Here is a 19,963-nt window from a genome sequence, read left to right on the forward strand (position 1 = left end):
GATTGATCGCACCGGGAACGGGACTTAGGCGTTGCGATGCATATAATTAAGCTCTTTTAAGAGCTCGTGACTGAATAAAAACGAAGAAGCATCTTCGGGGGATGTTACTTCAGTTATAATTTGCTCAATAGCGAAACTAATTGATGCTGGCAAAGGTTGAGCCATTGAAAAGATTAAATCAAAATGTTCAGACCCAAATGTATTATTACCGTGGTAGATATAAATATAAAGCGAAGGTTTTATCACTGGAAATAGCCGGTTCGTGACAGACAATTGATCAAGAAAATCGGCGTCTTCATGTCTGCTTAGTGCAGGATAGGACAAATCATTTCCAATTAAGCTGGTTTGGCATATTATGGTGCCGGGCCACGGTCCTACGCCGGATAGGTAGGATTCGGAAGTGGACATATTAAATATTATTTTGTAGGCTAACGCACTGGCCTGTTTACCATTAGCGATCATCTCGTTGAACTGAAAAGAAAGCCGGTCGTTATGATACCAATCGTCATCGTCCCACTGACAAAAATATTCTCCTGAACTGGCCTGAATTGACAGGTTTCTTAATTCGCCAAGGGTTAATTTGGGTTGGATGGGAACTGCTACAAATTTTATGTTTTTTAAGTTCAGTGATTTTGAATATTCCAAAACAGCATCATTTCCATCTTCAAAAAGCACAATTAATTCCTTGTTCGGATAGCTTTGATTGAGAAAACATTTAACAGCTCTTTGCAAGAGTTGCAACTTATTCTTAGTAATGCAAAGGCAGGAAATTAAAGGTGTCTTTTTAGTAGAATCAGTTTTCATATGATATCGGTTATTAGGATTTACTCAATCATTGCGCGGGCAAAAGCCCTCGAAATAATGAGTACAACTGGCGCTAAGTTAGTACATTTCTTTAAATCAATATTTTTATTTGAAAAATGCCGATTTACACACAATGAAAAAAATTGCCCTTATTTCTGATAAGCGGAATATTTAGAAAAATAAAAATTGTCAGCTTATAGCTTGTTTTGAAATTATTCTTTTTTACACATAAACAGTATTACGGTAATGAACACCCCAACATTTGAGTCGGCAATAAAGCAATATTTGTATTTTATAGAAGCTTATGGAAAGCATAAATTTATTGATCCTGACAATGATAATTTGATTTGGACTTTTGAAAATGTGGAATGCCAAACTTGCTTTTTAGACGCCAAATTTATAGACAGCGAGGCCGGAGATATTTCTGAAGCAGTAGACTTGATTAATAATCGCCGGGCAAGCCGGCTTCGTTTGATAACGAATGTAACTAAAGAAATTGTTGATTTTGAGGAGAAATTCTTATTTGAGCATTCTGGTTCAAAATCATTTTTGTTATGTCAGAATAAAAGTGTTAAAGAACAAAATTTCAGAAATTTTTCATGTGAAATAATTAAAGACAATGGCGCCTTTAAAAGACTGATCGGGTCTTTCTCCAACTGGCCTCCGGAAATAGAAAAATATGAAAGTCAGCTTTTATTTTTATTAGGGGAGCCGTTTTTTACGCTCAAACGTTACTTTTTAGCCGGCCAAAGCTCAATAGGAATGTTAGTATTTGAATTTGCCACCCAAGACTTTAAAATTATAGAATATCTGAATGTTGATTGGGATACAACCTATTGCGCAGATCTGATTTCAAAAGGTTTATGTGAAGATCACGATAGTGAAAAGTACCCGAATACCCTTTTTATTGTTGATCAAAAATATAGTAAGTTAATTCCTCAAGACTGCATTATTGAAAAGTCTGAATTTCTTTACTATGAAAAGAAAGATATCCAAAAACGTCCTTTTGTTTTTGAACCAATTCAAACAAATGATACCCTGAAGAACAGCAAGGTTTACCTGGCTTCTACAGAACTATTAAAAGCCTTGGGTGTCCCTAAGCACAAAGATCTTCCTAAGAACTGGGACTCGGCGGCTGCTTTGTCAATTATCATCCGAGATAAGGCTATTCATTTGGATTCGGCCATATTGGACGCCGGAGGAGAATATTATTCGGCTATTGTGCATCAACTTGCTGCGTTCGGGTATGAAAACTTATTTTGTATGAATAAAGTATTTGAAAACAGTTCCAGGGTTGGCGAAGTAAAATATATACCAGGGGATATCACTGAAACTTATTTCGAGGAAAACAAATTCATGGCTATTACCTGCCTTAGCGTAATTGAACATGGGGTAAATATTGATAAATATCTGCTCGAAATGAGCCGGATCCTTAAGCCAGGAGGAATTTTATTCACTTCGACCGATTATTGGATTGAACCTGTCGAAACATTCGGCAAAGAAGCTTATGGAGTTCCCATTAAGATTTTTAATAAATCCGATATTCAAAATATTGTTGATCGGGCAAAAAACTTTGGATTGGAACTTATCGATCCAATCAGTTATGATTGTGAAGACAGGGTTGTGAAATGGGAAGGAACTGAGTTTACATTTATCTATTTCACATTTAAAAAAATTAGAGTTTAAGCCGCTTTTATTAGACGGATCCTATATGAACTGCCGCCGGAGGCGGAGATGAAGAATGTTACCCGCCCGATGCGTTGAATTTTGTCCACCCTTCGGTAATAGCGTGGCCGCCGACCTGTTTCAATGTCTTCACCTATTTCATCGAGACATTCTCACCAAGATCTTCCATTAATAGATGATGGTGATAAAATGGTATAAAAAATCTTGATCTGACTTAAAATGTAAAAGCCTGTAAATTAATAATTTACAGGCTTTTTGATGTTGGTTGATATCGTTTTTGTGGGCCAAAACTGGGCTACACTCTTATCTCTATTTCTAACTGAATATAAATACTTTACGATGGATGCAATAGGCCACGGAGGCAGTTTGGTGTACCACCTTTATAACGTTATAAAGGTGCGGAACTTATCCATTAATTTGACGACTTTTACCTCCTAAACGAAAACCCAGTGCCATGAGCCAAAAAAAACTTCCGATGTACTTTACATCACTGAAAGTAAAGAATGTGAAAAGTTTTGGTGAGGAACAAGAACTTAATTTGCTGAATGAAGACGGTACCGTCGCTAGATGGACACTTATTTTAGGAGATAACGGCGTTGGGAAAACTACACTGTTGAAATGCCTGGCGTGGATGGTTCCTGTGCCAGCCCCGCCTAAAAATGAATTTATCGAACAGCTGAGGATAGCAAAGTTATTACTAGAGGATAATTATGACGTCAAAAAGATATCGGAAATAACAAAAATATCGGAAGAAGACGTCAAGAACCCTTTGAAACTCCCAATGAAGATTAAGCCTGTTATGGATGATCTGAGTTTTGACGTAGATGTCTATGATAAAATACTTCGATTTGGGGAAAACATAGAAACAAGCCTCGAAGCTTCATTCGCAAACAATTGTAATCTGGATAAAAAGCCTAAAGAAGTATTAACTATATCGATGGATTTTGCGCGGAAAGATGGAAAATTGACGTTGGTCGAACCGCGGTCCGTAATAATTTCTGAATTTAATACGCCTAATCTTTTTGCTTACAGCGCCAGTAGGCATTTAGCCAGAAAGAATTTTGAAAATCAGGAACTAAGCGATCCTACATTTAATTTGCTCTCTGACCTAGGAGAGCTTTACGACCCTGAGCAGGTTTTAGCTTATTTGGATTATGCTTCGATAAAAGAACAATTAGAAAATCAGAATATTGTAAACGAGGAAAACAAAAAATATTCATCGACAAAACTACTCACCACACTTAAAAAACTTATCGCTGATCTATTGCCAGACATCAAAAATGCTGATTCAATAGTTATAAACCCACCGATCAACGCTGATGGGGAGAAAAATGAGAAAATTGTAGAAATTCAAACTTCTCATGGATTAATACCATTATTTAACGTTAGTCTTGGATATCAAACCATGTTATCATGGGCGGTCGACCTTGCTATTAGAATGTTATGGCTTAATCCGGAAAGTGATAATCCTCTAAATGAGCCGGCAGTGGTTATCATTGATGAAATCGACCTGCATTTGCATCCAGTGTGGCAAAGAACATTGAAGGCCTTTTTAATAAGACATTTTACAAAGACACAATTTATCTGTACCGCGCATAGCCCTTTCATGGCGCAATCCTCGGAAACTGAAAATATTTGTGTGGTTTATAAACATGGCACAAAAGTAATAATAGATAGTAACCCAGAGGTGGTAAAAGGTTGGAGCATTGGGCAGGTAATAACAAGTGATCTATTCGGTATAGATAGTGACCGCAGTCCGGAGGTTACTAAAAGCACAGTTCAACGGAGAAAACTTTTGAAAAAGGACTCTTTAAACGATACGGAAAAAGCAAAACTCGATGCGCTTAATCTTGAAATAGACGCATTACCTTTTGGGGACAATAAAAAAGAAGCAGATGCCATGAAAATCTTAAAAGACCTAGCCGAGAGTATGGATATAACAAAAAATAAAAACGATGATACGAATAAATAAATCGCCTGTAGAACCGCTAATTTTAAGTGGCAACGGAGCTGCACAAACCATCGTTTTAAACACCGCCTACGGAACTAACCCGCATTTATATACCTCTGCACCAGGCGTGAAGAATCGTTCCTTAAAGTCTCTGTCTATTGATTCAAACATCTATGGCGATGCTACAGTTAAGGATCAACTAAAAGCCGACCAACACCAAAAATGTTGTTTTTGTGAATCAATATTTACGATAACCAGTTACGGGGATGTAGAACATTTCAGGCCCAAAACGGCTTATAAAAAAGCGGGAACAAAAGGGTACGTGTATCCAGGATATTATTGGCTTTCTTATGATTGGGCAAATCTTTTGTTTTCCTGTGAAATATGTAACCGCACTTACAAAAAGAATGAATTCCCTTTAGGCGATGAACTAACTAGGAAGCTTTTCCATGACCACCCCAATGTCTTATCTAACGAAGATCGTTTATTGATTGATCCCACAATCGAAGATCCAGCAACCTTTATTACCTTTAATCAAGAAGTACCAGTTCCAGTCGGCGGTAGTGCCAAAGGTGCGAAGACAATTGAGATTTTGGAGTTAGATCGCATGAACGAGACAAGGCTCACTCATATCAAGGCTTTGCAAGCGCTAAAAATTCTTACTAAAATAGACCCAGCGGACGAAGATCAGCTAAATAAGGCAGTTGGTATTTTAAAAACACCCAAAAGTGAACTTATTAAAGCTATCAACAATGCTAATGAAATATTTGGTAGTGCGGCAAAGGATACCGCTAAATTTGCACATTGCGTAAGGTGTAATTTTCCTGAATTACCTGTCGTTTAACAACAAAATCAGGATAATAAATTCATCGCTAATATTTGACCTTGTGAGGTTAGACCTTTCGAATGTTGAAAACCCGAAACCTGCGCTATTTCTTTCTTTAACAACTTAATTCGATTATCAATAAACTCTAATACGATATTACTCACAGCATTTTCCCTTATAACACAGTAAAAGTCTAAAATAGCTTTGAAAACCCAAAGCCCATGTAGAACTCCCCGAACCGGCCTTTGTTCGTCTCTCCAAGGCGAGTAAAAAGTTTCATTTGAATTAAGACTAATCATGGGTGAAACCCCCTCAATTAATGTTAAATACAAATGCATCGCCTCATGTAAAATAGACTCCGCTACCCGTAAGTTAGTTATAGGCGATATCTGGTCGCAAACAGAAACAAATACCGAAAATGGTAAGTCCGGATGACTGTAGCTAATGTCCGTTTGAGGATCTTCAGCTTTAAGAATAACGATCGATTTTACTATTTTGATAATAAAATCTTTAACAGGAGGAACATCCTCAAAAACAGCAATTGCCCCTTTAATCTGTGCTACCGCTTCATCAAACAGGTTATCAGTTGAAAATGGCGTTAAACCGTGATCGTCAAAGAAAAATTGTATCTCTTTCGAAGGTAATGCAATAACCATACAACCAACCTCCTCTGTTAAAGGAAGGATATTTTCTTTTACTACCGCATGTTTCAAAATAGAGGAGGTCAGGCCGTAGGTATTGTTCAGTGCTTTAAAATTGTCATCCACAAGCCTGACAGACAGTGCATTGTTCCATAACGGGAACGGCCGCGCTATAAAATCAGCAATAAGATTGCTCGACTCCACAATTAAATTTGTTTAAAGGTGTAAACAATGGTGAAACGTGTAAAATTATAAATTTTCGAAACAGCATGATTGGACTGCCTGGAAATTTCAAAACCAAAAGCAGTATTGTCAGCAGGTTTAACAATTTTTACGATATCCTCCGGTTTAGTTGACTTGAACAAAAGAAGCAAGCCGCCATTTTCTTCTTTCCAGTAAGGGTTAATATGCAGTACCATCCGATGGGTTTCCTCACCATTAATAAAGTCATTGTGAATGCCTATTCGTTGTTCATTGACTAATTTATGGGCGACAATATCAACGAGTTTTAGGGCATTGACCCCAAACTCCTGCACATATTTTTGTTCAATATAAGATAGTGTTTCTTCGGAAACCAAAAAAAGCATATTTTCCGGAAGTTCAGTATGGAGTAGACTGAATTCGTATTGTTCGTAAAAGTCTGTTTCGACCAAATTCCAAATCCCGGTATCCTGAAACCACTTGAAGACTTGTGTTATCTTATCAGCCGGAAGAATTGAGTTTGCAGTAAAATGAAGGAATGGGCTTTGTTCAACCCGTGCTGTATTAAGACTAAAGCAATTATTTTCAGGCATGTTGTAAATTATATTGAGCAAGGGTTTTCCGAATTGCATTGATCAAATACAATTGGTCGGAACAATAGACGGATGGATTATCAAATCCGTTCTCCTTACTCCAGCGATTCAGTATCATTCCGCCTCCACAAACATGCAATTCGGAGCAATTCAGGCATTTAGAGTTGGACGGCCTTTGCATTTTACGATACTCGTTAAATTCATCAGAATTTAAAAAATCAAGCAAGCTGGCGTCCTTGATGTTCAAGGGTTGATCAAACTTATCAGCTCCATTATAGGTGCTTTTTAGAGTGTCATTTTTCATGATCGTGCCATCGGTGTCGATGATAACTATCGAAAAGTCTGTTAGTCCCATGCCTTCCTTTGTCACGACACCGCCAATTAGTGACTTGATCATATCATCCAAAACCCGCACCTTAATAGGATTTATATCATTTATATAAATCTCTAAGAGCGCTACCATCCACACGCCGTATTCAATAGAAAACACAGATGCTTTATTCAGCGGTAGCTTAGTATGGTTGCCGTCTTTATATAAAAAGTCAACGCTTGGTGCATCGAGTTCCTTAAAAAAACGGTAAACCGCGACGGGATCTGAAAGAGGATCAATGACGGCTAGTAATCCGGCATAAAGGAAATGGGCATCAGTGTGCGCTTTAAGAATATTGATCCCCGCAACCACCTGATCGAAAGTACCTTTGTCATTGTGTGTCACCCGGTATTTATTGTGTACTTCCTCTGGGCCATCTATACTGACAGCTACGCTAACTTTGAATTTAGAGCAAATATCTAGTATGGGCCAAGAAATTAAAATACCATTTGTTTGGATGCTGATCGGATAGTGTTCCGGTAAAACTTGACGAAGACTTTTTAATAAAAACCGGAGCCGGGCTTCACCTAGGAGAAAAGGTTCGCCCCCATGTAATACAATGCTAAAGCATTTTCGCTGTCTTACTACAATTTCAGCTAATGAATTGCACAACGCACCGATTGTTTCCGGTGTCATAAATTTCTCCAGGTGCGCCCAGTTATCGTCGCCCATGTTATAAACATAGCAATAGGTGCAATTAATATTACACCTACTGGCAACTTTTACAAGAACTGTATCAAGCCCGGGATCAATTTGTGCTTCAAAAGCCATTATGGCGTGTTAAGAACGATTATGGCGATTGTGTGCGCGGTCGTAGGCATACATATCGTTAGCCTGATCATTTTTAACCTCTGCCATCAATCTTTGCAATACAGCATTAGGTACTTCATTTACGTTCAATACGTTATTTTGCTGATTTACAGAACTTTCAGTAGCTGCAAAATCACTTTGTGGCTGGTTGTTAAAATCCATGATAGTTAATGTTTTTTATAAAGGTATATTAAAAAAAATAGAGTTTTTAGACAAATATTTTAACTTGTTCACAATCAATATTTTATTATTATCACATGATTTCTTTCGATTAGTGATTTTTGGGCTAATTACAGCTTGATTAAAGGTTTTACTACATTGTAACTATTTGGTTTATAAATAAATGTGTTTTCACGTTAGAGTTATTATTAGAATAGAAGCAAAAAGCACTATGTTTAAAAATAGAAATTTTAAGTTTATTAATTAAATTTTGATTTTATCAGCCATTAAAAACAGAACCTAGGTTACCGAAAATTTAAAGAAATGAAGATTTTTAAATCACAAACAAAACTCCTTTCAAGCGCGAGAATAACGACCAGGTCAAAAGGGATGGCTTCTTCTGCCCCACTGATAGGTAGCCCGCAAACAAATAGCCCGCTTAAAGCCACTCAACCAGGTGTAAATATTTTCCAGGATGGAACACAATTTTGATTAACAGGAAAAAGTGAAACACGCTTATTATAAGCCAATTACAGGAAATCGTCAAAAAAGCAAAAAATTAATAGTTATTGATTATCAGATACTTACATATCGTAACTTACTTAAGTTGCTTATAATCAGAATGTTTCATCTCGTTCCACGTGTTCGTGTGGAAAAATGGAACGCTTTGCCGGCTATATACGGATCAAAAAAGGCCGATTTAAGGGTGGAGACTCGTGACGCCATCGACAGGTAGTCCGCGGCTACATACAGAACACAAAAAAAGCGAACAACTTTCGTTGTTCGCTTCCGTGCGCCTTAATTGGTGCTTCCCGAACCATTTTATGAAAGATTTGAAGGCATTAGCCTCATTATCAATTTAATATGAAATGTTTGAAATTCAGGAGCCATTAATCACAATATTCCGGAATAGCGAACCTTTAGTTCTGCAACAATTTGACCATATCAATTCATTGAGTAATAATTGGCATTTCTAAAATAGTAACAAAAATCGGTGCTCTACATCCCACTTAAAGCTCCCTTACACCACCATCAAGCAACAGTTCGGCACCCAGCATAAAAGTTGAGTCGTCCGAGGCCAGGTAAAGAGCGGCAGCGGCCAATTCTTCTGGTTCCGCTACGCGTTTAACCGGCGTAAAATTTCCCATAGCTTCTTTCATTGCAGCAGCTCCTTCTGCGCTGCCGGTAACCGAAGCAAATACAGGTGTATCAACAGGTCCCGGGGTTAAGGCGTTAACGCGTATTTTGCGGTCAAGCAGTTCCGCAGAAAAACTGCGGGCAAGTGAACGTACAGCAGCCTTGGTTGCTGAATAAGCCGCATGGTTAGGAATGCCCTTACCGTTAACTGTCGAAGAAATCAGTACCACCGATGCGCCGTCTTTTAATACCGGAAGGGCTTTTTGTACCGAAAAGAAAGCGCCTTTGAAATTGATATCGCTAACCTGGTCAAATTGTTCTTCGGTAAAATCAGCCAGTGGCGCTAAAACGTAAACACCGGCATTTACGATCAGGGTGTCCACTTTACCAAAATGGTTTGATACTGTTTGATAAATCCGGGTCAGGTCATCCAGTTTGGAGACGTCGCCCTGGATGCCCAGTCCGTTAGGGCCGATCTCGGCGACAGCCTGATCGATAGTTTTTTGGTTGCGGCCGGTAATAGCGACTTTGGCACCTTCCTGTGCAAAACGTTTGGCGATGGCTAAACCAATACCGCTGCTACCCCCGGTAATAACGGCTACTTTATTGTTCAATTTTTGTGACATAATATTAAATTTTAGACCACAAAATTGGGGGTAATCGTACTTGGAAAACGATGAACTATCTTAAGAAAAACACGTGAACTGGTTCACTTTTTTCGCACCTTGTCGTTACGGATCTTCGACAAGAACTCCCGGGTCATATTAAGATAAGAGGCGAGTGCGTATTGCGGCAGGCGCTGCACTACCTGCGGATATTTGGCAACAAATTCATTATACCGTTCTTCGGCGCTTTGCGTCAAATTAGATACGATGCGCCGCGCAAGATAAGCCGCCGAACGCTCAGCCATCAACAGGAACAGTGTCGCCAATTCCAAATTGGCTTCTTTGAGTTGCTGCTCGGCCTGGTGATCGATCTGAAGAATGATACTATTTTCCAAAGCTTCTACGAACTGCGTGGCCGGTGTCTGGTGAATGTAACTGTTATAGTCCGAAAGCCACCAGTCCTCCACTGCAAACTGTATCGTATGTTCGTTTCCTTTATCATCTATTACATAAGAATGAAAAGCGCCTTTCAACACGTAAATCCGGTATTTGGCAACAAAGCCGGGCTGGATGAGCAATTGTTTTCTTTTGACCTTCACCACCCGGAATGCAGCGGTCAGTCGCTCCATGTTTTCAGGCGAAAGGCGGGTCTTATGATTTATATTTTCAATAAAGGGCGACAGGTCTTCCATGGTATTAAATTACAAATTAACGCATTTTTTCGGGAAGCATTTTTTGTGAACCAGTTCACCTTTTTTGAGGGGTGGGTTGGGTAGTTTTGCCATCTGCTATCAGGACTGATCCTGATTGGCATTTTTTTTAACGCATTCAACAAATAAACATCATGGAAAAATTTGCATTACTCGCACGCCTGGAAGCTAAACCTGGCAAAGAACAGGAAGTCGCTGATTTCATAAAAAGCGCTTTACCTTTGGCTCAAGCCGAAACAGAAACTGTGTGTTGGTACGCCCTTCAAATCGGGGCGTCCACTTTCGGCATTTTCGACACCTTTACGGATGAGGCCGGCCGCAACGCGCACCTGGGCGGCGAGATCGCCAAGGCACTGATGGCCAAAGCACCTGAGTTGTTAGCTACCAGTCCGGTAATCGAAAAGGTAGACTTGCTGGCGATTAAATAAATTCTGGCTATTTTAACCTGCCGGAGCAATGGATCGACGCTGATGGCTTACAGATTAAAGTCATCGGCGCCGCAACGCTCCGCAGCAATCTTTAAGATTATTAGCACCTGAGATTGCTAACATAACCCGGTGCCCAGGCGCACGTAACAGCCTAATCAAGCCTGCCGGATACGCAGCTTACCCACCTGTGGTAACCCAATTGGGCTCGAACCAAAACATGCCCTTATTTGCTTTAAACAAAGGTTTTTAAATTGACTAAAACAAAAACGGCCTTTACGATATCGTAAAGGCCGTTTTTGCGCCCACCCGGGCTCGAACCAGGGACCAAAAGATTATCAGTCGATTACTGGTTCGAAAATATCTTGAGCAAAAACTGCGTTTTTGACTTGCTTAAGGCTAATTTACGACTATGATTCTTGTATTTGCAAAAAATCCCTGCTTCCGGAAGAAACAGGGATTTGAAAGAAACTTAAGTTTTTGAACCCATTATTTTTTGCGTTTTGGTGAAACCACCGTCAACCAATAATTCCGTCCCATTGTCTTTCATTTTTTTGAGTTTACGAATTTAAAAACCATACATACCACCCGAAACGGAAATTTGCTCACCCGTAATCCACGCTGCATCATCGGAAGCAAGAAATACAACAGCTTTCGCAATATCTTCGGGCTGGCCTCTGCGACCAAGCGGTGTATTGGCAATAAACATTTTTTCATACTCACTGCCGGCAGTAACGCCCGCACTGGTTGCACCTTCTGTTTCCGTAGCACCCGGCAAAACAGAATTGATCCGAATGTTTTTTGCACCCAGTTCTTTCGATAAAGAAATCGTTAGGGCATCTAATGCCGCTTTAGTTGCAGAATATAGAGAGGCTCCAGGAAGGGGCATCTTGCTGGCACCTGAACTGATATTGATGACATTCCCGCCCTTATCGCCAAACAGTTTCAAAGCCGCTTGAATAGTTAGTATGGGACCAAGTACATTGACATTAAAACTATTATGAAAAATTTCTGCTGATATCAGTTCTATAGGTGCATATCCCTGATAAACCGCATTGTTGACCAAAATATCCAAGGTGCCGAAAGCCCGCTTTGTTTCTTCAAACAGCCTGGTTACATCGGCTTCTTTAGATACATCGGCCTGTACCGCAATGGCTATGCCTCCATTGTCGGTTATCTCCTTAACCACGCTATCTGCGCCTTCTTTACTTGAGGCATAATTCACAACAACCCTTGCGCCTTCTGCCGCAAAGTGTTTTGCTATAGATGCACCTATTCCTTTTGAAGCACCGGTAACTACGGCTACTTTGTTTTTTAATTTACTCATTATTTCTATTTATTAATTCATTTTTTGTTGATATTCATTCAATCGCCTGATTTCAAATTCTTCAGGGTTTTTCCGTTCTGAATTATATCCAAAGATGCTGTGCTGTAACGAACTGCGTGTTGACATGAATCATTAAATACGCTTGATGTAGGTCAATACAAGGTGATGATCTATATCATATTAACATGATAACGAATTGTAAAATAGTAACTTACGATAGAGGTGAAAAACCAAAGTAGCAGAAAGCCAGACCGGTCACAACGGCACATATTCCATTGATATGAACTTTTTTTGCATTGAGGAAGATATATCGATGGGGTTTCTGAAGCGGCAATTGAAAAGTCGGCCGCTTTGTGGAAAAGCTATATTAAAGCGTAAGATCTATTTAAAAGAGTTTTTCTTTAACCTGCTCAAAGTTTCCGGGGATAAACCCAGATAAGAAGCGATCATGTTTTGCGGGAACCGCTGTAGAAAATGCGGATAATTGCTGATCAAATCCTCGTAACGCTCTTCAGCCGTATAGCTCATAGCAGCCTGCATTCTTTTCTGGTTTGCAATGGTGTAATTTTGACTGATCACGTTCGCCATCGCTGAAAAGGCAGGTATAGGCTTAAGAAAGTCCTCAATTTGAGCATTGGATGATTGCAGAACCTCCAGATCCTCCAGCGCTTCAATATTAAAGCGACTTGGCGTTAACAGGTAAAAGCTTTCGAAATCGGCCAGCCACCAATTTTCCAAAGATAATTTCAGTATATGTTCATGCCCTTTTTCATCTACCGTAAAGGTCCGGGCAGATCCTTTTACAATAAATCCAATATATTTACATACGTCTCCTTCCTGTAAAAAGTATTGCCGTTTTCGAAGTTTTTTGGGTTTGAAATGAGCCATCAACAAACGCTTATCATCCTCTGAAAGCAGTTTGCCTGATATTTCCTGAATGTAATCGAAAAGCGCTTCAAAATTAGACATCGTTCAAGTATATAAAAAAATCCCTGCTTCCTGAAGAAATAGGGATTAAATAAACCCGCGCCGCTGTGGGGTCAATTACTTAGACAAATAGGTCATACCACCATCAACAAGGATTTCAGCGCCAAGGATAAACGAAGAATCATCAGAAGCCAGGAAAACCGCTGTTTTACCAATATCAGATGGTTGCCCAATTCTGCCTATCGGCATTTCACCTGCAAAGTGTGTTTTTATAGCTTCAATTTGTTCTAAGGGAACAAACTTTTCAAATGCTGGTGTATCTGTTGTACCTGGCGTTATTACGTTTGCTCTGATCTTTCTGCCTAAAAGGTCGCTTGAAAATGCTTTTGCAAAAAAGATTACGGCCGCTTTTGCAGCACCATAAAGCGTAAAATTCGGATATGCCCGATGTGCTGCATTTGACCCGATAAGAATAATAGAACCACCATCATTCATATAGGGCAGTGCATTATGAACAGTGAAGTAAACACTTTTCAGGTTTAGATCCATAGTCTTATCATAGTCGGCTTCGCCAAGATCTGCCACAGTTCCTACAGCTCCACCACCTGCATTGGCTACGATCACGTCTATTTTACCAAATTTTTCAGCTGTTTCTTTAAACACTCTTTCCAGGTCGGCAAGGTTGGTTACATCGGCATTTATGGCTATAAAATTATCTCCAAGCCGAGCCGCAGAATTATCTAAAGTTTCCTGATTTCTGCCGACAATAACTCCTTTAGCACCTTCATTTTTAAATTCCCTGGCAATGCCAAATCCAATGCCACTATTACCACCCGTAATAACTGCTACTTTATTTTTTAATCTACTCATTATTTCTATTATTTAATGTTTGAGCGACAAAGGTATATTGCGTAAGTTATTTTTAGTAACTTTGTACTGAAAAATAACAGTAACACAGAGGTAACAAAGTAACATTATGGGGTGTGTAATAGCAGAGTTCCAACAGGAGCAAAAGAAAAGAATGAGGGCCGTTCAGGATTCAATGGATGCGCTGAATGGGAAATGGAAGATTGCTATTATTTCGTCTATTTGCTGTTACGGCAAAAGGCGATTTTCCGATATTTTGAATGATATAGAAGGAATTTCCAACAGAATGCTGAGCAAAGAATTAAAGGAATTAGAAATAAACCAGTTGGTAAAACGAACCGTTTTAGATACACAACCTATAACGGTTCAATATGAATTGACGGAACACGGCGATACGCTGCAAACCATCATCAGTAACCTTACAGATTGGGGAATTGTACACCGAAAGAAAATTGTCGGGAAATAATGTTCGTTTTTTGTTGGTTGTCGTCCTGGCATTGCTGCCAACAACCTCGTATCAGCCATTCGGTTGCCCAATAACCTGTTTACCGACTATGTGGGTACAGAAGTCGGCAGTGACCTGATTATCCTGCAAAAGAACACCGATAAGCTAATCTACTTTGATATTTTTCAGCTTGAGAGATTTGGATTGTAAATAAAAATGAAAACTTTGTAAATAAATCGTAACCAGGTGTAAACATTTTTCAGGGTGGAACACAATTTTGATTAACAGGAAAAAGTGGAACACGCTTATTATAAGTCAATTACAAGAAATCGCCAAAAAAGCAAAAAAAAACCATAACTGTTGATTATCAGATACTTACATATTGTCATTTACTTAAGTATCTTATAATCAACATGTTTCACGGTGTTCCAAGTGTTCCGCGTGTAAAAATGGAACGCTAATTTACTTTTAGTTGTCTTTACCTTTGGCTGATTCAAAAAAATCACCTACATCACCAATGGCAGTCCTGGTGCATCTCAAAATAATATCCTGGAGGTCTGCACCTGAACTATGGAGCGGGTCAATAGCTTTTACCAATTTTGTCCTCAATGTAAACAGTTCCGCCCTGTTAAATTTCTTTGACGCTTTTACTAATTCCAATTTCATTCGCTCCTCCTGTTGATCTTGTTTAGGATTAAATATCCCATTCAATTGACTGCATTGGTCGCAAACGCCATTTTTGTTTACCAGGGCACACCTGTTATCAAAAACGTTAGTCATAGTATCTCTGGAAAAGTTCAGCAGATGTTTTACAACTCCTTCCGTACTCTCCATGATGAGACAAATTTCTTTGGTTTGAAAATCGTAAATATCCTTTAAGATGAGTGCTACCTGGTTTTCTATAGGCAAGGTTTTCGAGATGCAGGTGAAACAAAAATCGATGTGCTCTTTCATTTCATAGGCTCCGGCATGGGAGGTCTGGTGAACAATCCTGAACGACTGTTGGATCTCCGCGGTACTGATGGCTAAAATTGCGCCCTGATCCTGTGCATCAGCTGGCCATCTGTTTAATTTTCTCAAATGATCATAGGCCAGGTTGGTCGCTATTTTAAATACCCAAGTTTTGAGGGAGGAATCCTGGTTGTAGGCGGAGATCTTATCAAACGCCTTGATGAAAGTATCATGCATCAGGTCATCCACGTCGTTCCGATCAGTAGTTAAACGATAGAGATAAGATTTCAGCTGGTTTTGAAATTCCGCAAACAGCATTTGAAATGATTTAATATCGCCTGTCAAAGCTTTTTTAAGAATGTCTTCTTTTTCCATTTTAATCAATTTATGTTAGGTAATAAAGCGGGCCGCAGACTTGTTGAAAGACCGCGACCCAATATATATAATAGATGGTGAATATGCTGCTTTTGTAATCTGACGGTTATCATTAATTGGGGAGTGCGCCGAAATGAAGTGCAAGTAATTTCCAACTGTTCCTGATTTTTGTGAAAACTTCGATGTAGGACAGGTGCAGGATAACCTTATTACCCGAAATAGTGACCGTGAATTTTCCTTTACCAACAACAGTAGCTGTACTGTTTTCAACGGTGGCTATATTTTCTTCAACATCAATGTTATTGTGAACAAAGTTGCCGCTTCTTAAAATGGTAAGATACTGATCTTTCCGTTGAATTTCACCCGTACCAATGACTAATATAAATTTTTGATCAAAGATGTTAGCGAGTGAATCAACCTGGTTTGTTATGTCCCACCTAAAAATAGTATTGGATAATGCGAGGATTTGTGTTTCTTGCACTGATTGGGCAGAAACAGCCCCTGCTGCTAATAGCAGCAACGCAGTGAGTATTATTTTCATATTGATTTAATTAATTGGAGATTGTTATAGGTAATAAAGCAGGCTGCAGACTTGCAGGAAGACTGTGCCCAATAAATTTATTATAATACATTTAGCTTCCCGCAGTCAAAATCAACAATATGACTGTTGAAAGCTACCCCATTTTCAGAAACAAGGAAGGCGGCCGTTTCGCCTAGTTGTTTCAATGTTGGCCCTGATTTCAGGATGTCAAATCTTGTGTAGTTCTTAGCCATTTCTTCCCTGGAAATACCTGCGAGTTCTGAAAAATCACTAATCATTCCCTGGATCTTATTCGTCTCCAGCAACGCGCCGGAGCAGATACAGATCGCCTTGATTCCATGCTGACCAAACTCGGCAGCCATTACCCTCGTCAATCCTTCAATAGCCGCGCAGGCTGAGGCGAATCCTGCCATATTGGGGGTCTTAGTCCTAGCCATAGATGCGGTGAACAGTAAGATGGTGCCCTCGGATCCGGATTGGATCATATGCCTCGCGGCGACCCTCGACTTAAGGAACTGCGAACCACAAATTCTTTGCAAAGGATTCAGAAATTGCTCGAAAGTGGCAATCGTTGTAGGTGTGCCGCTACCTGCATCTTTGTAATAACTCCCGATGCCATTGAATACCATATCCAGTTTCCCGTTCTCCTCAACAACCTTTTGTAAATAGCTGTCGATCTCAGTCTCGTTTAATGCGTCCACTTTGCCAGCCTCAGCGCGTCCGCCATTGGCTTCTATCTCTTCAGCCAAAGCTTTTACAGCATTCAGGTTCTTGGCGGTAACATACACCTTTGCACCATGTTGGGCGAATGAACGGGCAACAGCTCCTGCAATTTCGCCGGATGCCGCAAATACAACGGCTACTTTGTCTTTTAGATTTTCCATTTGATTGTTTTTCTCTTTAGACGTTTGAGCCATCCAAAACGATCGGGTTTTTATGAAATAGTTTGAAACGACAGACTGCGGGGATACAGCAAATAAAAAAATGCAGGAGTTATTGCCGTAACAGTTCTATCAAATCGATGATCTGCGCGGCCACTTGTTCAGGACATCTTCAGTAGTCTCTAATACCTTGCACTTATCACTGTTTTGGCCATATATGATCAGTATGCAAAGGGTCGCTGGGTTCGAGCCTAGCCTCAGTGGACTGAACATCTTAGGTACCATCGAAGATTTACCACAAGTTTAAAATCTGTTACTATTTAGTGGTGGGTTTTTTTGTTATTTTTATTTCTTAAATATAACAGCCTTAACTAATGTATCTTCGATTTACAACTCAATTTATTAATCCATACGGTGAGTTGGAGACTGGAGTATTTATGGCGCTTAAGTATTTGCGCGATGATCACTCCTTAACAAAAGATGATGACATTAATAAACTTAAGGAATTATCTGGTTGGTTTAATCGGAATCTGGAAAAGCCAACGAGATTTTCTAATGGAGCAAGCAAATATAATGCTAACGTATCCTTGTCTTGGTTCAAAGATTCAGCCAAAGAGCACATCAAAAAAATACAAGACCTTATAGAAATAGCTGAACATTATGATATTGTCATAGACAGAATAGCCAGTAAGAATCCTGGTTACATAGTTTTTGAGGACGAATATCAGGTTTCTGCTGTACCGTTTAAAACTGATCGCAAAAGAGTAATATAGTTCAAAATATTAATTGTTTACTCACCTAACTTTCCAATTCTTCGCAAATTCTCAACGAATTAGTTAGAGAAACGCTCTGTTAATGATCCTGTTTCATCGAAAATTTTTGGTATTAAAGTTAACAAACACTTAATCATTATTGAGGGGTTTGTTTGTTCTCTTAATTTTATAATTGTAGCTTAATATTATTGATAAATGGATGATATGGAATTGCTGTCGCAAATACAAGCCGGCGACAGAGAAGCTTTCAATTTGATCTTTTTAAAATATTATCCCTTATTATCGAGGTTTTGTGCTTCGCTGGGCTGCTATACAGCGGATAGCGAAGATATTATTGCCGATGTTTTTTTAACCTTATGGGTAAAAAGAGAAGTCGTAGAGATCCATACTTCCCTTAAATTTTACCTGTATGCTGCTGTGCGTAACAAAGTTTATAGCTTAAACGCCAAAGGCAAAAAGATGCAGCTGCTGCCCGAAGAACATGCCCACAACAACCCCGGCGACAGCAACCTGCAACCCGACGAGATCATGTTTAAGAAAGACCGTCACTTCCTTATCCAGCGGTTTATGAATGAGCTGCCCGAACAGGGTCGCCTGGTGTTCTTACTGAAATGGCAGCACCAACTGGATTATAACGAGATAGCGGAGATCCTCCAAATCTCGGTAAGTACGGTGAAAACACATGTTTACCGGTCGGTAGCCCACATCCGCAAACAGCTTTCATTTGTTAAGTAATTACGCGCAATGTTAACATTGTGTTAAATCGTAAAAGTGTGTAATCTTTCTGTGCCTTTTTTGAGACTTATCAAAAATGGCATATATGGACGAACATCATTACCTCCTCATTATCGATTACCTGGAAGGGAACATATCGGAAAAGGACACCCAATATTTACTGCAAAAAGTACAAACCGAAAAGGAGTTTGCAGACGCCTTTGAAGATATTGCCGAAATTTTCTCTGCCAAAAACAACCTCAATCGCCACAACAACCGGGCCTACCGGGCCTTATCCCGCCTTAACAAAAGTATAGACGAGTTTGAGCAGGAACAGCAGCCGGCCACACCTGTTCAGGTAGTTAAAACTGGTTTCAGGTTAAAATCCTGGCTTGCAGTTGCAGCCTCGCTATTGATGTTCATTGGCGGCCTTATCGCTTACAGGGCGGTACAGCGTGGCAAAGCTGGTGATACGCTCTCCAATGCCATTTATACTGCTGCCGGGCAAAAAAAGCACTTCACCCTGTCTGATGGTACTGGCGTAATGCTTAACGCATCAAGCAACCTGCGGATAGCTGCCGATTTCGATGGCAAAAACCGGGAGGTGTTTTTACAAGGCGAAGGGTGGTTTGATGTAAAAAGAAATACTGCCAAGCCATTTATTGTACATACCGGCAAAGTAGCAACCCAGGTTTTAGGCACGCACTTTAACATCTCGGCCTATGGTAATGATGGCTCCATCAGGGTATCGCTTGTACAGGGTAAAGTACAGGTTGATATGAATAACGATATCTCCAAACGGATAATTCTCGATCCGGGTAAGGAGTTTGTATACTCAAAAGCAGACGGTAAAATCCTCGTACAGGATTTTACCATACCAGAAATTACCGGCTGGAAAGAGAACAAGCTGGTATTTAATTACGATAGCTGGCCCGATGCGGCAAAAAAACTATCGCGTTGGTATGGTATTAAAGTAAGTTTAAATGATAACGAGTTGCTGCATAATAAGCTGAAAGCAACTTTCAACAATATCCCCCTTACCGAGGTAATGCAGCAGATCAGTATAGTATCGGCCATTTCCTGGAAAATAAACAACGGGGAGTTAATTATATCCGGTAAATAAATCAATCAGAAAAAATTAATGAAGTAAAGTCATAAAACAACAAAGACAGGCAGTTTGATCAGATCATTCCGCCTGCCCCATTCAATCAGGCTCTCGCCAAAGAGCCCAATTACTTATTCAG

At 39.7% G+C, this 19,963-nt stretch carries 22 protein-coding genes; 9 read left to right on the forward strand and 13 right to left on the reverse strand.

Annotated elements, in window-relative coordinates; all coding sequences use genetic code 11:
• Positions 1-24: 24 nt before the first annotated feature.
• Positions 25-804 carry a glycosyltransferase family 2 protein gene (locus BUE31_RS29255; protein WP_073407447.1) on the reverse strand — a complete coding sequence of 260 codons (780 nt, stop codon included), beginning with the start codon at positions 802-804 and terminating at the stop codon, positions 25-27.
• A gap of 246 nt (positions 805-1,050) precedes the next feature.
• On the opposite strand from BUE31_RS29255, the gene BUE31_RS29260 reads away from it, so the two are divergent.
• From BUE31_RS29260 to BUE31_RS29270, 3 genes are all read left to right on the forward strand, one after another.
• A complete protein-coding gene (locus BUE31_RS29260; RefSeq protein ID WP_073407449.1) occupies positions 1,051-2,490 on the forward strand; it encodes a methyltransferase domain-containing protein in 1,440 nt (479 codons plus the stop codon).
• Between the two features lie 454 nt (positions 2,491-2,944).
• Positions 2,945-4,462, forward strand: coding sequence for an ATP-binding protein (locus BUE31_RS29265; protein WP_073407451.1), 1,518 nt, complete (start codon positions 2,945-2,947; stop codon positions 4,460-4,462).
• Positions 4,446-5,285, forward strand: coding sequence for an HNH endonuclease family protein (locus tag BUE31_RS29270; RefSeq protein ID WP_073407453.1), 840 nt, complete (start codon positions 4,446-4,448; stop codon positions 5,283-5,285). Before BUE31_RS29265 ends, BUE31_RS29270 begins: the two co-directional genes overlap by 17 nt.
• 8 nt (positions 5,286-5,293) lie before the next feature.
• Here BUE31_RS29270 and BUE31_RS29275 read toward each other — a convergent pair whose 3' ends face one another.
• Genes BUE31_RS29275 through yhhA form a run of 4 tightly spaced genes read right to left on the reverse strand, consistent with a single transcriptional unit; the run spans position 5,294 to position 8,044 of the window.
• Positions 5,294-6,112, reverse strand: a complete 819-nt coding sequence (locus tag BUE31_RS29275; RefSeq protein ID WP_073407454.1) for an aKG-HExxH-type peptide beta-hydroxylase — start codon at positions 6,110-6,112, stop codon at positions 5,294-5,296.
• Between the two features lie 2 nt (positions 6,113-6,114).
• Positions 6,115-6,702 carry a cyclophane-containing peptide 2OG-Fe(II) oxygenase YhhC gene (yhhC, locus tag BUE31_RS29280; RefSeq protein WP_073407455.1) on the reverse strand — a complete coding sequence of 196 codons (588 nt, stop codon included), beginning with the start codon at positions 6,700-6,702 and terminating at the stop codon, positions 6,115-6,117.
• Positions 6,695-7,843 (reverse strand): cyclophane-forming radical SAM/SPASM peptide maturase YhhB, encoded by a 1,149-nt coding sequence (yhhB, locus tag BUE31_RS29285; protein ID WP_073407457.1) that lies wholly within the window; start codon positions 7,841-7,843, stop codon positions 6,695-6,697. Before yhhB ends, yhhC begins: the two co-directional genes overlap by 8 nt.
• A gap of 9 nt (positions 7,844-7,852) precedes the next feature.
• Positions 7,853-8,044 (reverse strand): YhhA family cyclophane-containing RiPP, encoded by a 192-nt coding sequence (gene yhhA, locus BUE31_RS29290; RefSeq protein ID WP_073407458.1) that lies wholly within the window; start codon positions 8,042-8,044, stop codon positions 7,853-7,855.
• Between the two features lie 321 nt (positions 8,045-8,365).
• Here yhhA and BUE31_RS31235 point away from each other — a divergent pair, with 321 nt between their 5' ends.
• Entirely contained in the window at positions 8,366-8,533 is a 168-nt protein-coding gene (locus tag BUE31_RS31235; RefSeq protein ID WP_159440762.1) for a hypothetical protein, read from the forward strand.
• Positions 8,534-9,051: 518 nt separating this feature from the next.
• Here BUE31_RS31235 and BUE31_RS29300 read toward each other — a convergent pair.
• Entirely contained in the window at positions 9,052-9,804 is a 753-nt protein-coding gene (locus tag BUE31_RS29300) for a glucose 1-dehydrogenase (RefSeq protein ID WP_073407462.1), read from the reverse strand.
• Positions 9,805-9,887: 83 nt separating this feature from the next.
• A complete protein-coding gene (locus tag BUE31_RS29305; protein ID WP_073407464.1) occupies positions 9,888-10,475 on the reverse strand; it encodes a Crp/Fnr family transcriptional regulator in 588 nt (195 codons plus the stop codon).
• 152 nt (positions 10,476-10,627) lie between these two features.
• Here BUE31_RS29305 and BUE31_RS29310 point away from each other — a divergent pair, with 152 nt between their 5' ends.
• A complete protein-coding gene (locus tag BUE31_RS29310) occupies positions 10,628-10,921 on the forward strand; it encodes a putative quinol monooxygenase (protein WP_073407466.1) in 294 nt (97 codons plus the stop codon).
• A gap of 565 nt (positions 10,922-11,486) precedes the next feature.
• Here BUE31_RS29310 and BUE31_RS29315 read toward each other — a convergent pair.
• From BUE31_RS29315 to BUE31_RS29325, 3 genes are all read right to left on the reverse strand, one after another.
• Positions 11,487-12,245, reverse strand: a complete 759-nt coding sequence (locus BUE31_RS29315; protein ID WP_073407467.1) for an SDR family NAD(P)-dependent oxidoreductase — start codon at positions 12,243-12,245, stop codon at positions 11,487-11,489.
• A 381-nt stretch (positions 12,246-12,626) separates the two neighbouring features.
• On the reverse strand, positions 12,627-13,214 hold the full coding sequence (locus BUE31_RS29320) for a Crp/Fnr family transcriptional regulator (protein ID WP_073407468.1): 588 nt from the start codon (positions 13,212-13,214) through the stop codon (positions 12,627-12,629).
• A 75-nt stretch (positions 13,215-13,289) separates the two neighbouring features.
• Complete coding sequence (locus tag BUE31_RS29325) at positions 13,290-14,042, reverse strand: SDR family NAD(P)-dependent oxidoreductase (RefSeq protein WP_073407470.1); 753 nt, start codon at positions 14,040-14,042, stop codon at positions 13,290-13,292.
• Between the two features lie 106 nt (positions 14,043-14,148).
• Between BUE31_RS29325 and BUE31_RS29330 the strand changes: the two genes are divergently transcribed.
• Entirely contained in the window at positions 14,149-14,505 is a 357-nt protein-coding gene (locus BUE31_RS29330) for a winged helix-turn-helix transcriptional regulator (RefSeq protein WP_073407471.1), read from the forward strand.
• A gap of 447 nt (positions 14,506-14,952) precedes the next feature.
• On the opposite strand, the gene BUE31_RS29335 is transcribed toward BUE31_RS29330, so the two are convergent.
• The 3 genes from BUE31_RS29335 to BUE31_RS29345 all read right to left on the reverse strand — a co-directional run bounded on the left by BUE31_RS29335 (position 14,953) and on the right by BUE31_RS29345 (position 17,235).
• Positions 14,953-15,810: an RNA polymerase sigma factor gene (locus BUE31_RS29335; RefSeq protein WP_073407473.1), complete on the reverse strand. Its 858-nt coding sequence runs from the start codon at positions 15,808-15,810 to the stop codon at positions 14,953-14,955.
• 112 nt (positions 15,811-15,922) lie between these two features.
• On the reverse strand, positions 15,923-16,351 hold the full coding sequence (locus BUE31_RS29340) for a nuclear transport factor 2 family protein (protein ID WP_073407474.1): 429 nt from the start codon (positions 16,349-16,351) through the stop codon (positions 15,923-15,925).
• 80 nt (positions 16,352-16,431) lie between these two features.
• Positions 16,432-17,235 carry an SDR family NAD(P)-dependent oxidoreductase gene (locus BUE31_RS29345; protein WP_073407529.1) on the reverse strand — a complete coding sequence of 268 codons (804 nt, stop codon included), beginning with the start codon at positions 17,233-17,235 and terminating at the stop codon, positions 16,432-16,434.
• Between the two features lie 371 nt (positions 17,236-17,606).
• Between BUE31_RS29345 and BUE31_RS29350 the strand changes: the two genes are divergently transcribed.
• The 3 genes from BUE31_RS29350 (at position 17,607) to BUE31_RS29360 (ending at position 19,842) form a co-directional block, all read left to right on the forward strand.
• Positions 17,607-18,005 (forward strand): hypothetical protein, encoded by a 399-nt coding sequence (locus BUE31_RS29350; protein WP_073407476.1) that lies wholly within the window; start codon positions 17,607-17,609, stop codon positions 18,003-18,005.
• A gap of 195 nt (positions 18,006-18,200) precedes the next feature.
• Complete coding sequence (locus BUE31_RS29355; RefSeq protein ID WP_073407478.1) at positions 18,201-18,740, forward strand: RNA polymerase sigma factor; 540 nt, start codon at positions 18,201-18,203, stop codon at positions 18,738-18,740.
• Between the two features lie 85 nt (positions 18,741-18,825).
• Positions 18,826-19,842 (forward strand): FecR family protein, encoded by a 1,017-nt coding sequence (locus BUE31_RS29360; RefSeq protein ID WP_159440763.1) that lies wholly within the window; start codon positions 18,826-18,828, stop codon positions 19,840-19,842.
• Positions 19,843-19,963: the final 121 nt, after the last annotated feature.

This window comes from Mucilaginibacter sp. OK098 (assembly GCF_900142915.1).
Classification (GTDB): domain Bacteria; phylum Bacteroidota; class Bacteroidia; order Sphingobacteriales; family Sphingobacteriaceae; genus Mucilaginibacter.

What these genes read in the sequence shown, in the direction of transcription:
- yhhC (WP_073407455.1), bottom strand. Translation starts at nt 6,702, where the DNA reads ATGCCTGAAAATAATTGCTTTAGTCTTAATACAGCACGGGTTGAACAA.
- BUE31_RS29335 (WP_073407473.1), bottom strand. Translation starts at nt 15,810, where the DNA reads ATGGAAAAAGAAGACATTCTTAAAAAAGCTTTGACAGGCGATATTAAA.
- BUE31_RS29340 (WP_073407474.1), bottom strand. Translation starts at nt 16,351, where the DNA reads ATGAAAATAATACTCACTGCGTTGCTGCTATTAGCAGCAGGGGCTGTT.
- BUE31_RS29255 (WP_073407447.1), bottom strand. Translation starts at nt 804, where the DNA reads ATGAAAACTGATTCTACTAAAAAGACACCTTTAATTTCCTGCCTTTGC.
- BUE31_RS29320 (WP_073407468.1), bottom strand. Translation starts at nt 13,214, where the DNA reads ATGTCTAATTTTGAAGCGCTTTTCGATTACATTCAGGAAATATCAGGC.
- BUE31_RS29360 (WP_159440763.1), top strand. Translation starts at nt 18,826, where the DNA reads ATGGACGAACATCATTACCTCCTCATTATCGATTACCTGGAAGGGAAC.
- BUE31_RS29300 (WP_073407462.1), bottom strand. Translation starts at nt 9,804, where the DNA reads ATGTCACAAAAATTGAACAATAAAGTAGCCGTTATTACCGGGGGTAGC.
- BUE31_RS29305 (WP_073407464.1), bottom strand. Translation starts at nt 10,475, where the DNA reads ATGGAAGACCTGTCGCCCTTTATTGAAAATATAAATCATAAGACCCGC.
- BUE31_RS29355 (WP_073407478.1), top strand. Translation starts at nt 18,201, where the DNA reads ATGGATGATATGGAATTGCTGTCGCAAATACAAGCCGGCGACAGAGAA.
- BUE31_RS29325 (WP_073407470.1), bottom strand. Translation starts at nt 14,042, where the DNA reads ATGAGTAGATTAAAAAATAAAGTAGCAGTTATTACGGGTGGTAATAGT.
- BUE31_RS29350 (WP_073407476.1), top strand. Translation starts at nt 17,607, where the DNA reads ATGTATCTTCGATTTACAACTCAATTTATTAATCCATACGGTGAGTTG.
- BUE31_RS29330 (WP_073407471.1), top strand. Translation starts at nt 14,149, where the DNA reads ATGGGGTGTGTAATAGCAGAGTTCCAACAGGAGCAAAAGAAAAGAATG.
- BUE31_RS29345 (WP_073407529.1), bottom strand. Translation starts at nt 17,235, where the DNA reads ATGGAAAATCTAAAAGACAAAGTAGCCGTTGTATTTGCGGCATCCGGC.
- BUE31_RS29310 (WP_073407466.1), top strand. Translation starts at nt 10,628, where the DNA reads ATGGAAAAATTTGCATTACTCGCACGCCTGGAAGCTAAACCTGGCAAA.
- yhhA (WP_073407458.1), bottom strand. Translation starts at nt 8,044, where the DNA reads ATGGATTTTAACAACCAGCCACAAAGTGATTTTGCAGCTACTGAAAGT.
- BUE31_RS29315 (WP_073407467.1), bottom strand. Translation starts at nt 12,245, where the DNA reads ATGAGTAAATTAAAAAACAAAGTAGCCGTAGTTACCGGTGCTTCAAAA.
- yhhB (WP_073407457.1), bottom strand. Translation starts at nt 7,843, where the DNA reads ATGGCTTTTGAAGCACAAATTGATCCCGGGCTTGATACAGTTCTTGTA.
- BUE31_RS29260 (WP_073407449.1), top strand. Translation starts at nt 1,051, where the DNA reads ATGAACACCCCAACATTTGAGTCGGCAATAAAGCAATATTTGTATTTT.
- BUE31_RS31235 (WP_159440762.1), top strand. Translation starts at nt 8,366, where the DNA reads ATGAAGATTTTTAAATCACAAACAAAACTCCTTTCAAGCGCGAGAATA.
- BUE31_RS29265 (WP_073407451.1), top strand. Translation starts at nt 2,945, where the DNA reads ATGAGCCAAAAAAAACTTCCGATGTACTTTACATCACTGAAAGTAAAG.
- BUE31_RS29270 (WP_073407453.1), top strand. Translation starts at nt 4,446, where the DNA reads ATGATACGAATAAATAAATCGCCTGTAGAACCGCTAATTTTAAGTGGC.